Source organism: Sorangium sp. So ce362, assembly GCF_051519845.1.
In the GTDB taxonomy this organism is placed as follows: domain Bacteria; phylum Myxococcota_A; class Polyangia; order Polyangiales; family Polyangiaceae; genus Sorangium.
Genome location: NZ_CP150332.1, coordinates 434,958 through 450,108 on the forward strand (window position 1 = coordinate 434,958; position 15,151 = coordinate 450,108).

Annotated in this window: 5 protein-coding genes, 1 pseudogene and 1 CRISPR repeat array; of the genes and pseudogenes, 3 read left to right on the top strand and 3 right to left on the bottom strand. The window is 70.4% G+C overall.

Translation table 11 applies throughout. From position 1 onward, the window contains the following. Positions 1–42: 42 nt before the first annotated feature. A complete protein-coding gene (locus tag WMF17_RS01700) occupies positions 43–333 on the top strand; it encodes a CRISPR-associated endonuclease Cas2 (protein WP_437647674.1) in 291 nt (96 codons plus the stop codon). 680 nt (positions 334–1,013) lie between these two features. Here WMF17_RS01700 and WMF17_RS01705 read toward each other — a convergent pair. Next, complete coding sequence (locus WMF17_RS01705) at positions 1,014–1,265, bottom strand: hypothetical protein (RefSeq protein WP_437651494.1); 252 nt, start codon at positions 1,263–1,265, stop codon at positions 1,014–1,016. A gap of 17 nt (positions 1,266–1,282) precedes the next feature. Further along, a pseudogene (locus tag WMF17_RS01710) lies at positions 1,283–1,423 on the bottom strand (MerR family transcriptional regulator); the annotation flags it as partial. Between the two features lie 1,055 nt (positions 1,424–2,478). Then, positions 2,479–5,806: a CRISPR direct-repeat array (repeat unit 36 nt; unit sequence CTCTCCGCCGCTGAAAGGCGGCGGCCCCATTGAAGC). Between the two features lie 535 nt (positions 5,807–6,341). Here WMF17_RS01710 and ltrA point away from each other — a divergent pair. After that, positions 6,342–7,700, top strand: coding sequence for a group II intron reverse transcriptase/maturase (gene ltrA, locus WMF17_RS01715; protein WP_437647676.1), 1,359 nt, complete (start codon positions 6,342–6,344; stop codon positions 7,698–7,700). A 322-nt stretch (positions 7,701–8,022) separates the two neighbouring features. Here the strand turns inward: ltrA and WMF17_RS01720 are convergent, their stop codons facing one another. Next, positions 8,023–9,585: a tetratricopeptide repeat protein gene (locus WMF17_RS01720; protein WP_437647678.1), complete on the bottom strand. Its 1,563-nt coding sequence runs from the start codon at positions 9,583–9,585 to the stop codon at positions 8,023–8,025. A 465-nt stretch (positions 9,586–10,050) separates the two neighbouring features. Here WMF17_RS01720 and WMF17_RS01725 point away from each other — a divergent pair, with 465 nt between their 5' ends. Then, positions 10,051–13,986, top strand: coding sequence for an RHS repeat-associated core domain-containing protein (locus tag WMF17_RS01725; RefSeq protein ID WP_437647679.1), 3,936 nt, complete (start codon positions 10,051–10,053; stop codon positions 13,984–13,986). The last annotated feature ends 1,165 nt before the right edge of the window (positions 13,987–15,151 follow it).

Here is a 15,151-nt window from a genome sequence, read left to right on the forward strand (position 1 = left end):
GAGCGGGAGACGGAGCGAGGGAGAGAGGGAGAGGAGGTCGGCGTGAGGCAAAGTTACGTCGTGAGCTATGACGTCTGCGATCCGAAGCGGCTGCGCAAGATCTTCAAGGCGATGCGGGGGTATGGGGACTGGCTGCAGCTCTCGGTGTGGCAGTGCGATCTGAGCCGGAGGGAGCTCGTGGAGCTGCGGCGCGATATCGGGCAGATCATCGATTCGAGGGTGGATCAGGTGCTGATCATCGACATCGGTCCGGCGAACGGGCGCGGGCTGAGCGCCATCGCGTCGCTCGGGAGGGCGTACGTCCCGTCGGAGCGGGTGGCGGTGGTGGTGTGAGGCGCTGAGCCGGCGCTGGGGGCGGCCAAGGCGCGCGCGAGGGTATGGCGCAGGATGTTCTTGCCGAAGGCGTCGAATCTGCTGCGCATCGATCCGGGGGCGAGCATGGGATCTCGCGAGCGCTTCAGCAAGGCGATCGTGGTGCCTCGCCTGCTGTTTTTGCGAGGCGAAAGAGGGCGTGAGCACGTATGCGGGGGAGCCGGAGCAGGAACACGAGCCGAGGTATTACGTGGGTCGCGCCGATGTCGTGCTGGAATCGTTGTCGTGCTGGAATCGTGTTGCCAGCGCCGTCCGCCGCCGCTGCGTGCCCGCCCCGAGTCGCGCGGTGCTGTGACGGCGCGTGTTCGATGGATGAAGGGTTGTTACGAGGCAGGGAGAGGAGCGAACGCGACGCGCCCGCGCGGCTCAGCGCCCGTTGCGCCCGGCGGCCGGGGCGCGGGCGCGAGGCGCGGGCAGGAGCGCCGGTGAGGAACGCGCCGGGGTGCGGGGCAAGTACTCCAGCCGCACGTCGGTGAGCACCGAACGAGCTGGGCTCCGCCAGGGTGCGGACGAGCCGAGCGTCACGATCGTCCGCCCGCTCATCGAACTCGGCGGAGATCCCGCGACGCGCGGCGGTAGTCCTGGAGCGGGTGCGGTCCGGGGGCCGCGCCGCCGAAGTGAATCACGATCTGCTGGGCCATCTACCGCAGGATCGGCCCGCCCGCGCTGCTCACGAGGAGCTCCAGGCCGGGCACCAGCACGACACGCTCCCAGCGTTCCGCCGCGTAGGTCGGCTCGGGCGGCGGGGGCCGGAACGCCGGGGGCAGCGGCGCGAGCAGCGCTTCCATGTCGGCGGGGGACATCGTCGCGAGCTTCCGCTTGATCTCGGGCAGCTTGAGCCCCTGCTCGCGGAGCTTCTGGATCGACAGGATCTGGAGCCGATGCTCGCGCAAGTACCGCGTCCCCGGTCCCCGGCGAACGGCGGCGGCACGACGAGGTTCCGCTCGTACCCGTAGCGAATGGTGCGTTCGCTTATGCCGGCTTCCTCGGCGATCTCCCCGAGGGTGTACCCGTCGTTCCTCGGCATGGGCGGCCTCCTCGGACAGAGCATCGCAGGGGAAAGCGGCAAGATGTCATGAATCTTGACAAGATCGAGGCCGGGCTTTGCTGAGAATTGGACGAATTTGTGCGATTATCTTCACTTGTGTCGAAGAAAACTGTCACGATCGTGACGTTAATCTATCCATCCCGGATGTCCGAAGCCACCTGCGTGAGGTTAACCTCTCCATCACGGATGTCCGAAGCCACCTGCGTGAGGTTAATCTATCCATCCCGGATGTCCGAAGCCACCTGCGTGAGGTTAATCTCTCCATCCAACATGCTTGGAGCCGGGGAGGCGGACAGTCCATGCAGAAGCACGGCTGGTGATAGAGACCACCTGCAGTGGTTCCGGTGTCTATAAGAATACCCTCCGCAGGCCACGCGGACGGCAACGAGGACGAACGCCGGGACGAGGACGGCGAGCGCAGCGACGACTCCCATGGCGACCGCTGTCCGCACGCTCGTCTCCAGCCGCGCATCGGTGAGCACCGAACGAGCTGGGCTCCTCCCGTGTGCGAACGAGCCAAGCGTCCCGATCGCCGGCCCGTACATCGAGATCCACGGAGATCCCGCGACGTGCGGCTGGAGTACAAGGGCGCCGGCGGTCGGGGGGACGAAGCCCCGGCGCGGGCGGTGGGTCGCGGGGGTCGGGCGGGCGGGAGCTCCGGGGCGGCCGGGGGTCGTCCCCGGCTCGGGAGGTGAGCGTTCCGAGGGGCGAGGTGGGGGATGAGTCGGGCGAGGTGGGGGATGAGTCGGGCGAGGTGGAGAGGCGAGCGGGGGAGGTGGGGCAGGAAGCGGCAAGGCGGCCGGGGAGAACGGAAGGGCTGGGCGAGGAGAGGAGGGGGTGTGGTAGAAGAGGGCGGGAGCACCGGCCGCGAGCGGTGGAGTGACGCGAAAAACCCGGGGGGCGCTCGCAAGGCCGGCAGGTGTTTGAAAAGACGATGGATTTCGAGATGGCCGGGGGCGCGCGGGGCGGCCCCGGGTGGCCGGAGCGGGGGGTGGAACGGGGACCTCTCGCAAACCGGGTTGCAAGTGCGCGAAATATTAGGTAGGTCTGGGAGGCCTCTCTCCGCCGCTGAAAGGCGGCGGCCCCATTGAAGCCGGAGTGCACTCGATTTGCTGACCTGTCGACGCGGGCTCTCCGCCGCTGAAAGGCGGCGGCCCCATTGAAGCCGGGAGGTGCTTACTCCGAAGTACAGCGGCTTTAGGCTCTCCGCCGCTGAAAGGCGGCGGCCCCATTGAAGCAAGTAGACCAGGGCCTCCCGCAGCTTGCTCCTGACCGTCTCTCCGCCGCTGAAAGGCGGCGGCCCCATTGAAGCTCGTGGCGAACGGTCTGGATTGCGTCGGTCCCGCGGTACTCTCCGCCGCTGAAAGGCGGCGGCCCCATTGAAGCGAAGGCGACGAGCAAGCGCGTGCGCAAAGCGGCCTAGCTCTCCGCCGCTGAAAGGCGGCGGCCCCATTGAAGCCGACCGGAGGCGCCGCGCACCCATCGCCAAGCCCATCGCCTCTCCGCCGCTGAAAGGCGGCGGCCCCATTGAAGCAACTTTAAGGGGAGGCAGAGACGAGTAAGGGACAACTCTCCGCCGCTGAAAGGCGGCGGCCCCATTGAAGCGCTGCAGCGTCGTTGTTCATAGGGTGAGTATGATCTACCTGCTCTCCGCCGCTGAAAGGCGGCGGCCCCATTGAAGCACGTGGACGTACATGCTCTAGCCTCCTACGCCGAACTCTCCGCCGCTGAAAGGCGGCGGCCCCATTGAAGCGCGATGTAGACCGTGGTACCGGGCACCGTCCCATCGGCTCTCCGCCGCTGAAAGGCGGCGGCCCCATTGAAGCGCCTTGAACCTCACGATGCCGTGCGCGTCACGCTCGAGCTCTCCGCCGCTGAAAGGCGGCGGCCCCATTGAAGCATGGCGCCGACCTGCCGCGCGATGCGACAGATCTTGTCTCTCCGCCGCTGAAAGGCGGCGGCCCCATTGAAGCTGCGGGATGATCGGTTCCGGCGCGGGATCGGGGTTCGGACTCTCCGCCGCTGAAAGGCGGCGGCCCCATTGAAGCGCGATGATCTCCTCTGCCTCCTCCGGAGAGCCGCATCCTCTCCGCCGCTGAAAGGCGGCGGCCCCATTGAAGCGGAGAGTCGACCGAAAAAAAAAGATTCGGAAGGCTTGACGCTCTCCGCCGCTGAAAGGCGGCGGCCCCATTGAAGCCATTGGGACATCGATCTCGACGCCGCGCACGCAGAGGCTCTCCGCCGCTGAAAGGCGGCGGCCCCATTGAAGCTTGAGCCGATGCGCCTCGTCCGCCATCACGAGGTCAGGCTCTCCGCCGCTGAAAGGCGGCGGCCCCATTGAAGCCGGAGCTTGTAGGCCTCCACGATGAGCCGCCCGACCCCCTCTCCGCCGCTGAAAGGCGGCGGCCCCATTGAAGCCTGTTCGCCACGCGATACGCCAGGCGCTCTTCCTGGACTCTCCGCCGCTGAAAGGCGGCGGCCCCATTGAAGCGCGGAGGCGGGCGCGCGGGACGCCACGCTCTGGGCGCTCTCCGCCGCTGAAAGGCGGCGGCCCCATTGAAGCTACCCGTCCAAGGTCGCCGCTTCCTACAAGGCGCGCTCTCCGCCGCTGAAAGGCGGCGGCCCCATTGAAGCCTCGCCTCCTACGCCGAAAGGCCCGCCGCGGCAGGTCTCTCCGCCGCTGAAAGGCGGCGGCCCCATTGAAGCAGCGGAACGAACCAGCGACGCTGGCGCCCCAGGAGACTCTCCGCCGCTGAAAGGCGGCGGCCCCATTGAAGCCTGGTGAATCCCAGGGACAGATACATCTTTCGCAGCTCTCTCCGCCGCTGAAAGGCGGCGGCCCCATTGAAGCCAGCATTCTTCTCGCGTGCCCAGTACCCTACAGAGTTGACTCTCCGCCGCTGAAAGGCGGCGGCCCCATTGAAGCCGGGTCGTCATGCTCGCACGTATCCCCCCAGAATTCGCCTCTCCGCCGCTGAAAGGCGGCGGCCCCATTGAAGCTCAGCCCGCGCACCTTTTACTCGTGCACTGATCGGCCTCTCCGCCGCTGAAAGGCGGCGGCCCCATTGAAGCGGTTCAGCGTCCCCGCTGAAGCGCGAATTTCAGTGGCTCTCCGCCGCTGAAAGGCGGCGGCCCCATTGAAGCCCCGCCGCCGCGCCCGTCACGTGCCCGATCGCCCGCGCTCTCCGCCGCTGAAAGGCGGCGGCCCCATTGAAGCTGGTAGTTCGTGATGATGACGTCCGGCATCGCCGAGCGCTCTCCGCCGCTGAAAGGCGGCGGCCCCATTGAAGCGTCATGCCGCGCTTCGAGCCCTTCGCCAACTCCACCGTCTCTCCGCCGCTGAAAGGCGGCGGCCCCATTGAAGCAGGTTCACTCGGTAGCAGGGCATGTCAGGGTCTCCCGTCTCTCCGCCGCTGAAAGGCGGCGGCCCCATTGAAGCCGATCGCGCACCGCGGCCTCGAGGAGCCGCTCTCGCCTCTCCGCCGCTGAAAGGCGGCGGCCCCATTGAAGCGATGCTGTCGACTTCGGCAACGATCCTCTGACTGGCCTCTCCGCCGCTGAAAGGCGGCGGCCCCATTGAAGCTCGTAGAACCCCCTGATGTCACTGTCCCCGGTAGCATTCTCTCCGCCGCTGAAAGGCGGCGGCCCCATTGAAGCCCAATCACGCCCGCGCTTGGGCCTGGGGCCGCTGAGTCTCTCCGCCGCTGAAAGGCGGCGGCCCCATTGAAGCATCCGGGCGACGTTGATGTCCAACGCCGTCACCGGCTCTCTCCGCCGCTGAAAGGCGGCGGCCCCATTGAAGCGGCCCTGAATGGGCTCGTCGAACACGACCGATGAAATGCTCTCCGCCGCTGAAAGGCGGCGGCCCCATTGAAGCCCGCTCACCGACGCGCTCGAGGACGCGACGGGGAAGGCTCTCCGCCGCTGAAAGGCGGCGGCCCCATTGAAGCCCGCTCACCGACGCGCTCGAGGACGCGACGGGGAAGGCTCTCCGCCGCTGAAAGGCGGCGGCCCCATTGAAGCAGGTTGATGTGGGTCCTCCAGCGGCCAAGGTTCGTCGCTCTCCGCCGCTGAAAGGCGGCGGCCCCATTGAAGCGTGGTGGCGCAGGCGGCCGAGGCGCCCGCCGGCACCTCTCCGCCGCTGAAAGGCGGCGGCCCCATTGAAGCATGCTGGTCACGCGCACTCGCCCTCGACGAGCTCGGCTCTCCGCCGCTGAAAGGCGGCGGCCCCATTGAAGCTCCGCCTCGGTCGCCGCTCAGTTGCCACCGAGCACGCTCTCCGCCGCTGAAAGGCGGCGGCCCCATTGAAGCCGCCCCCCGCTGGCCTTCGCCATGGCGCGGCTCGCGATGCTCTCCGCCGCTGAAAGGCGGCGGCCCCATTGGTGCGCCCGGCATGGGCGCGGAACTGGAGGTGCAAGTCCTCTTGGGACCCAGACGGAAAGGAACCCAACACCGAAGCGACAAGGGCGAGCCCGCGAGGTCTCGTCTGGTGGAAGTCTAAGGTGCAGTGCCGAACCGAGCGAAAGCGAAGCGCTGACGAGGCGCACGTACCGCGGGGTGAGCCGGCCAACGGCGGCGAAGCCCAAATGTCCGTCGGGCGGCGTGCGTATAGGCGACGGGCTCGGCACGAAGTTTCGCGTTCTTACCCGGGGAGACCTCCCGGCCTCCGCCACGGGCGACCGTGGGCGGTAACCATGGAGAACGAAAGGACAAAGTGGTGAAGGGACGGGAGGAGTCGGATGGTCGCGTAGTACCGGAAGACCGTCGAAAGGCGGCCCCAACCGCGGCGACGCGGGGAGGGAAGGCGACCACGGCGAGTGAACAGGCAGGACAGCTCGAACTGTTCCGAGCGACAGCCGACAGCCCGAAGGGGGCCGACGGCGGGGTGGACACGGGCCGGCCCGTGCCTGCGCCGCGCGCGGTGCCGAAGGCTCGGAACACGAAGGGAATCGCCCTGCTGGCGATGACGATGGAGGAGGTGGCGTCCGAGGACAACCTGATGCGTGCGTTCGAGAAGGTGGCGCAGAACGATGGCGCCCCCGGACCGGATCGGCAGAGCGTGGACGAGGTGCGCGCGCACCTCGACGTCGTGCTGCCGGCGCTGCGCCGCGAGCTGCTGGAAGGGAGCTACCGCCCGGGCCTGATCCGCCGGGTGTGGATCCCGAAGGCAGGGGGCGGCCAGCGCGGCCTTGGCATCCCGAACGTGGTCGATCGGATCGTACAGCAGGCGGTGCACCTGGTGCTCAGCCCGCACTACGAGCCGACGTTCCACGGAAGCAGCCATGGCTTCCGACCCGGGAGGAGCTGTCACACGGCGATCGCGGAGGCCGTGCGGCATCTGGAGGAGGGCCACGAGTGGATGGTCGACCTCGATCTGGAGAGCTTCTTCGATCGGGTCCACCACGACCGCTTGGTGGCCAGGCTCGAGCTGGGGGTCAAGGACCGACGGCTCATCGACCTGATCCGAAGGATGCTCAAGGCCAAGGTGATCATGCCGAACGGGGTGGTGGTGAGCACGGAGGAGGGAGCGCCGCAGGGCGGTCCACTTTCGCCATTGCTCAGCAACATCGTGCTCGACGAGCTCGACTGGGAGCTCGAGCGGCGCGGCCACCGCTTCGTCCGCTACGCCGACGACGTGAACATCTACGTCCGAAGCGAGCGGAGCGGCCAGCGTGTGATGGCGAGCGTGGTCCGCTTCATCGAGAGCCGGCTGCGGCTGAAGGTGAACGCGGCCAAGAGCGCGGTCGCGCGACCGGAGGAGCGACACTTCGTCGGCTTCAGCCTGCGGCGCGAGCCGGAGGACGGAAGCGTCGAGGTGAGGCTGTCGAAGCGGTCCAAGACCCGCGTCGACGAAAAGATCCGCGCGCTGGTGCCGCGTAACTGGGGACGGTCGCTCCGCGACTGCATCCTGCAGCTCAACGCGTACCTGTTCGGCTGGATCGGCTTCTTCTGGATCTGCACCGAGGCCGCGGTGCGGATGCTGTCGAACCTCGACGCGCACATCCGGCGGCGCCTGCGCGCGTTGCTGCTCAAGCAGTGGAAGCGCAAGCGCACGATCGCACGCCGGCTCATCCGGCTCGGCGTGAAGCCCAAAACAGCGTGGAAGGTCTACGAGGAGCACCGCTCCTGGTGGGCGCTCAGCCACAGCTCGCCGGTGGATCGGGGACTGCGTAACGCGTACTTCGCCGAACGTGGGCTCGTTTCACTGGCGGCCAAGTGGAGGGAACTGCAAGGCCGAGCCATCATCGCCCCGGTGCAGCTTGCGCTGCCGCTGGGATAGCTGCGGGTGGAAACACCGGCGCCGGACCACGAGGGCGACCTCGGACGCCGGCGTCCCGAAGAGCCGGATGTGAGGCCCACAAGTCCGGTTCTGTGAGAGGGGCCCCTGGGCAACCAGGGGCCCCTACTCGACAAGCAGCCAGAGGACGGTCGCCCTCGCCGCGCCCGTCCTCTCCGCCGCTGAGAGGCGGCGGCCCCGCGCCCGGCGGCGGCGCGCGGAGCAGGCGGGGGAGCCGGCGGCGGGGGCTGCGCGGTCCGCCCTGGGGGACGCGCGACGGCGTGCAGCCCGCCGTGGGGGGACCGCCGCCGGAGCGAGCGGGGCGCTACGCCTCCGGTCGGATCCGCCGCGCGGCCCTGGGCGGCACGCCGGGCCGGAGCTGCGCGGGCCGCAGCATGTCTCTCCGAAAGAAGTGCTCGAACATGTGCTGGCAGCTGGGGCAGGGGCTGACGGGATCGCCGGCGTCGAAGTACCTGGACGCCTCGGCCTGGATCGCGATGCCGCCGTCGGGGATCTCGCGCAGCGCCCGTCGCGTCCCTGCTTCGTCCAGGGCGCCGGGCCGGAGCGCGTGCTGCCGCTCCCACGAGGCGAGGTAGTCGCTGAGCGCCGCGGGCGCCGAGCACCGGCCTGGCTCCACGGGGATCCGCGCCGGCTCTCCCCTGGAGAGCGCCTCGATCCAGCCGCGGTACCACGCCGTGAAGCTGTCGTGGGTCGGGACGACGCCGAGGCCTGCAGGGCGCAGATCCGCCCAGACGCTGCCGGCGCGCGGGCCGCGGATCACGAGCACGGAGAAGTAGCCGCAGCCCATGTGCGCGAGCGCCACGGTCCCGCGGACGGCCTCGTCGGCGTGGAGCGCGGCGCGCTGGGGGGCGGTCAGCGTCCGCGGATCGGGCCGGTAGGGCCTCGTGTGGGGGAACTCGCCCGTGAGGCTCTCGAGCTGTCCGGAGCCGTCGAGCGGCAGGAGCCCGTAGTACGGGCCGGCGCCGGCGCTGCCGACGCGGGTGAGGAAGGCGGCGTAGTCGGCGGGGATGCGGGCGCCGCACGAGGCCTCGATGCGCTGGAGCTCGCGCAGGGTGAGCGGCGGGCGGAGGCGGTATCCGTGCGCGCGCGCGCCGAAGCGGTTCAGCCACGGGTCGTGATCCCGGTGGAGGTGGTCGAGCGCCTCGGCGACGCCCGCGACGAAGCCCTCGACGACGCTGACGGGGGCGGGGTGGTGGAGCCCCTCGGCGCGGAGGCGCTCGAGCGACCGCGCCGCAGCGGCGCTCTCCGGGTGCGCCTTGGCGTACGCCGCGAGCTCGTCGTACGCGGAGGCGTCGCCGTCGCGCGCGGCGCGGTGGTAGACGTGGAGGGGGAAGGCTGCGGGGTGCGCCGGCTGCGCCTCGAGGACGGCCTCGAGGTGGCGCAGGCCCTCGTCGGCGCGGCCGGCCTCGCAGAGCATGGCTCCGAGGTCGCAGCGGGCCGAGACGTCCTCGGGATCGAGGCGTGCGGCGGCCTCGAACGCGTCGCGGGCCGCGTCGATGTCGCCTCGCTCCCGGAGGGTGTACGCCAGGCTGACCGCGGTGGCGAAGGTGGGGTCGAGCTCGAACGCGCGGCGGGCGAGCTGCGCGGCGTCCTCCAGGCGGCCGAGCTTGCGGAGGATCATGCCGGCGACCCAGGTGACCTGCGGGTGGTCCGGGTGGCTCGCGCGGAGCGCGTCCAGGGCGGGCAGGGTCTTTTCGATGGCGCCGCGGGCCTTCGTGTCGAGGCGCTCGTCCGGGAAGCGGCTGAGGAGCTTCACGAGGCGGTAGACCGCTGCGTCGACGTCCATGAGCGCGACGTTCTTCGGGGTGAGCTCCGGGGCGCCCTGTCGCGGCGTGGGTTTCTGCTTGCGCCGCCCGGTCCTGGCCATGGCGGGACGGTAGCTCGCCCCCGGTGGGGCACCAAGGAGCGGCGAGGGGCCGCAGGGCGTCGCGCGCAGCGGGAGAGGTCCGCTGTCGAGACAGCCGGGACCGCCGTCCGCTCGGGCGAGCTCTCGCGGATTCCGGCGGCGGCCGTCGACCACGTGACCTGGGGAGCCGGCGCCGCGTGGGGGACGCGAACCGGCACGCCGCGCCGCGTGGGGGGACGCCCGCCGGGACGCCGCGCCGCGTGGGGGGACGCCCGCCGGGACGCCGCGCCGCGTGGGGGGACGCCCGCCGGGACGCCGCGCCGCGTGGGGGGACGCGCGCCGGGACGCCGCGCCGCGTGGGGGGACGCCCGCCGACTTGCAGGCGGCGGTGGGGGGACCACCGCCGCGTCATCCCGGCGCGGTCGAGCGCCATAGCTGAGCCGCGTGCGGGTTGCGGTCGGCAGTCCCGTCGCCGAGCATGCCCGCATGGCGCGAACGGCCCCGCTTCCGAATGCGGCGGTGATCCCCGGCATGAACCCCGGCGTCTTCATCCTCGGCGGCGGCGGGGGGGGCGGAGGCGGCAACGGCCGCGGCGGAAACGGCCGCGGCGACGGGCAGGGCGGCGGCGGGAGCAACGGCGGTAACGGCGCCCGCGGCGGCGGCAAGGACGCCGGGAGCTGCGGCCCGGGCAGCGGCGGCGGCTGCCCCAACCCCACACACGGCGGCGCCGGCGGCACGCACGCGGGCGATCCCGTCGATCCGATCACCGGGCGCGTCACCACGGTCGCGGTCGTCGACCTGGCCCTGCCCGGCGCGATCCCGCTCGTGATCCAGCGCAGCTACAGCTCGGCGCTCGCCGAGGAGGACTGCGGCCTCGGCTTCGGCTGGACGCACTCGCTCGCGTGGCAGGTCGACGAGCGGCGCCGCGGCCTGCGGGTGCTGGAGCCGCACGCGGCGGCGACGGAGCTGCCGCAGAGGCTCGATCCGGGCGAGTCGGCGCGGCTGCCGTGCGGGGTGCTGACGCGGTACGCCTGGGGCTTCGCGCTCGCGGCGGAAGGGCTGGCGTACCTGTTCGCGGAGCCGCTGGGCAGCCGCTGGCTGCTGAGCCGGATCGTCGACGTCCACGACAACGCCATCGCGCTCGCCTACGACGACGGCCGCCTCGCGCAGATCATCGACAGCGTGGGCCGTGTCGTGCGCGTTCGACGGCACGGCGACGGGCACATCGCTGGCTTCGAGGTCAAGAACGCCTTCGTGCACGGTCGATGGGAGACACGGCGGCGGTACGCGTTCGACGCGCGCGGCGATCTCGTCGCGGCCGAGGACGCCGCGGGGCACGCGCACCGCTTCGCCTACGACGAGGACCATCGCCTCGTCCGGCGGGAGGAGCCCGGCGGGCTCGTCGCGGAGTTTCGCTACAAGGACAGGCGCTGCATCGAGGCGTGGTGCCACCGCGAGGGCAACGACGCGCTCGACGACGGCGTGCCGGGAACCTTGAGCGACGGCTCGCGGGCGAAGGGGTTCCTGCACGCCAAGATCGACCCCCACGACGGCGTGCTCACCGAGGTGATCACCTCGCGCGCCATCCGGCGACTCGACGGTAACGCTTTCGGCAAGCTCGACAGGATGGTCTGGGGCGCCGGCGGCGGCGTGCACACCTTCCGTTACGACGACGACACCGGGGCGCTGCGCGCCTACCAGGACGCGCTGGGGCAGGTCTTCCGCTGGGAGCGCGACGCCGAAGGGCAGCTCCTGGCCGAGGTCGATGCAGCCGGGAACAGGACCGTCTACGAACACGACGCGCGCGGGCTCGTCTCGGCCATGACCGACGCGCTCGGCGGCGCCGCGCGCTACGAGCGCGACGCGCGCGGAGACGTGATCGCCGTCTACGATGACACGGGGTTCGTCGTCGGATTCACCTATGACGCGCGCGGCCTGCTGGTCGGCGCGACGCTGCCGAACGGCGGCGAGACGCGCATGGAGTACGACGCGCTCGCGAACCGCGTCCGCGTCGTCGAGCCCGACGGCAGCGAGCGACGCGTCCGTTACGACTTTCTCGGACGGGTGATGGGCTTCACCGACGAGCGCGGGCAGGAGACCCGCTTCGCGTACGATGCCTGCGGCAGGCTCGCGGCCGTGTTCGGGCCGGGCGGCGGCGTCACGCGTTACGACGTCGACGTCGACGGCAACCTGGCGAGGATCAGCGACGCCGACGGGCGCACGACCACGCTGCGCTGGGGCGGCTTCCACGTCATCACCGAGCTCCTCCGGCCTGATGGGAGCACGGTGCGGTACCGCTACGACCGCGAGCAGGACCTGGTGCGCATCGTCAACGAGGCCGGCGAGGAGCACCGCATCGAGCGCGACGCCGAGGGGCGCATCACCGGCGAGCGGACCTTTGATGGGCGGCAGATCCGGTACAAGCTCGATCTGCTGGGCAGGATCGTCCGGAGGGCGTGCGGCCTCGAGAGCGTCGACCTCGAGTACGACCCGCTCGGCAGGCTCGTGAAGCGGAGCACCTCGGATGGGCGCGAGGACGTGTTCGAGTACGATCCGCTCGGCCGGATCGAGCGCGCGGTCAGCGGCGACGTCGAGTGCGAGTACACCTACGACCCGCGGGGGCGGGTGACGACCGAGGTGACGCGGCGGGGCAGCGAGGTGCTCGCGGCCTTCGCGTGGACCTACGACGTCATGGGCAAGGCCACCGGCGTGCGCGGGCCGGGCGGCGAGATGAGCGTGCAGCGCGACATCATGGGGCGGCCCGTCGCCGTGCAGATCGGCGGCGAGAGCGCGCCGCTGCGCCTCGCCCACGACGCGCGTGGCTTCGAGGTCGAGCGGCTGTTGCCAGGCGGCGGCACGATCGCCACCGAGGTCACCGCGGAGGGGTGGATGGAGCGGCAGCGCGTGCTCGGCAAGCCGAGAGCGCCGCGCATCGGTCCAGGCGAGCCCGCCTGGGTTGGGCCGCTCATCGCGCCGGAGACGTGGCGCAGGACGTACGCCTGGTCGACTGCGGGGCTGCTCCGCGCCGACGAGGACCTCGGCGGCGAGAGGGGAGAGCTGCTCCGCGATGCGAACGGCCGCGTCGTCGAGCGGCGCAAGGACGGCAAGGTCGCGGAGCGGTTCCGCTTCACCGCGGCGGGAGAGGTGGAGCGAGCCGGCGAGCAGCGGACGTACGCGCCTGGGGGGCGGTTGACGGTGCGCACGACAGGACAAGAGACCGTGCGGTACGACTACAGCGAGCGCGGTGAGGTGGTGCGGAAGCGCGTGAGCGAGCTGGACGGCCAGGGGGAGGTGCGGCGCGAGCTCGTATGGACCTACGCCTTTAGCGGCGACGGGCGGCTCATGGAGGCGCGTACCCCGGAGGGGAGGACGATCTCGTTCGCCTATGACGCGTTCGGCCGGAGGATCGAGAAGCGCGCGGCGCGGGTCGGGCAGGTCGAGAGCGTGACCCGGTATGCCTGGCGCGGCGACGTGATGGTGCTCGAGCGCACCGAGCGCGCGAGGGATGGGGAGGCGCCCGTCGTGGAGGAGCGGAGCTACGTCACGCTGCCGGAGAGCGTGCTGCCGCTCGCCCAGCGGGACGGCGCCGCGGGGGCGCTCAGGTACTTCGTCCATGGGACGAACGGGTTTCCCGAGGCGCTGATCGAGGGGGATGGGAGCGTCGCGGCGGGGATCGATCCCGGGCTGTACGGCGACGTGCCCGCCGAGCAGGCGGGGATCACGCCGCTCAGGCTCCCAGGACAGTACGCCGACGAGGAGACCGGGCTCCACTACAACTGGCACAGGTACTACGACCCGGAGACGGGGGTGTACATCAGCCCGGAGCCGATCGGGATCGAGGGGAGCCTCAAGCCGTACACGTACGTCGACAATTACCCGATGGAGTGGGTGGATGCCGATGGGCTCCTTCGCTGCGTCATCGCCCGCCGCAACGGCACACAGATCGTGCGAAGCAGTGGCGGCAGCGAGGAATCAATCCACCCCGCAGTTGCAGCGGCGCTGCCTCGAACGAGCGCTCGACAGCCGGGCGATCCAAGACCCCCGGAAGGATGCGCCGAGCCCCAAGCCCTCTCTGAGCATTTAAGAGACTGGGAACGTCGGACCGGTCGTTCCTGCGCCCCAGGAGATCGCAACTGGCAGCGGAATCTCAAGAGGGCGCTCCGCGAGGTCGACACGATCCGCTCGGAAACCGGATCGAATGATGCCGTACCGGCGTGCCCGAACTGCTCTCAGCTCATCCCGCGGCTCTGGACGATGGCTGGACAATCCCCGCCGAACGGGCGCGTGATTGGCGGAGGCACAAACGCAAGCCGCGATTATTCATCCCATCCCACGAGCCACCTCAGCCGGCCGAACGCACACGGATCCATGAATCTTGGTACGTGGAGCACCGACAACGGCAATTTCGTGAGGCAGCGATGAGCTCCAGGAAGGCGTTTCACCGCGGCCTCGACTTCATCAAGCCACCGGCCGGCCTCGCGTTGCGGCTAGACCGCCGCGACGAGCACGTTGATCTGCGCATCGAGGGCGCCCGCGTCGTGGAGCGTCCGGTCGGGAGGAGCCGCCGCGCGCCTTTCGAACGGCGTTTCCTCAGGACAGAGTTCGCCGAGATCGTCTTCGAGCACCGCCTTGCTGGACTCCGCGCCGAGGGGTTCACCGCTGGCGCTCAACCCATCACCAACGTGCGTTTCGAGGAAGACATGCTCACCGCGCCCCGCCTGATCGGCGCACAGCTCGAACGGCGGGGCGATCCGACGGGCACCCTGCTCGCCTTTCAGGTCGAGCGGCTGCTTCGCGATGGAGACGATGCGCGCGCCATGGAACGTGAGCTCCTCGATTCGCTTACGGCGATGACCTTCGGCCCGATCCCCGATCTCGGCGAGCCTTTCGCGTGCATCGATGACGGTCACGGCGGCTTCCTCGCGTGGGCCTACGACGAGGATGCGGCCACCATCGAGGATGCGCTCCGGCCAGAGCTCGCGCTCATCGGCCGCGACACGCTCGGCTTCTCGCCCGACGACTCGGACGTCTCGCTCGGCGTCGTCGGGCTGCATCGGCTGCGCCGATTCCTGGCGAGCGCCGCCGGACGCTCGCTCCGATCCCTCCGCCTCATGATCTCTGGTGCTCTCGGACCCTTCCTCGATCTGCTCAACGCGCACAGCTGCGCGTCGGCGGTCACATCGCTCGTCGTCCGTGGGACCAGTCCGTCGGTCGGCGCGGCGCTCCCTGGGCTACGCGGGCTGGGCGCGCCGGAGCGCAACCTCGCAAATCTGCTCGCCCAGCCCGCGCCGGCGCTTCGCTATCTGACCGTGTTTCGCGGTGACGATGACGTACGAGGAGCCCTCGCGCCGCTCGACCCAGAAAAGCTCCCGTCGCTTGAACACCTCGCGCTCTGGTACCGCCCGACGCGCCCCGAGGGACTTCGTGCGCTCGCAGCGCATCCTCTCGTCCGGCGACTTCGATCGCTCGAGATCTGGTCGGCAGACGACGCCAAGAGGTTCCCTTTCGAGGATCTCCTCGCGTTGCGCCCGTCCCTCTCTCACCTCGCGCGGCTCCTCCTCGGAGGGCACCTCGTACCTGCGGGTGC

Coding starts and splice junctions, on each gene's coding strand:
- WMF17_RS01720 (WP_437647678.1), bottom strand. CDS start 9,585: ATGGCCAGGACCGGGCGGCGCAAGCAGAAACCCACGCCGCGACAGGGC.
- WMF17_RS01725 (WP_437647679.1), top strand. CDS start 10,051: ATGGCGCGAACGGCCCCGCTTCCGAATGCGGCGGTGATCCCCGGCATG.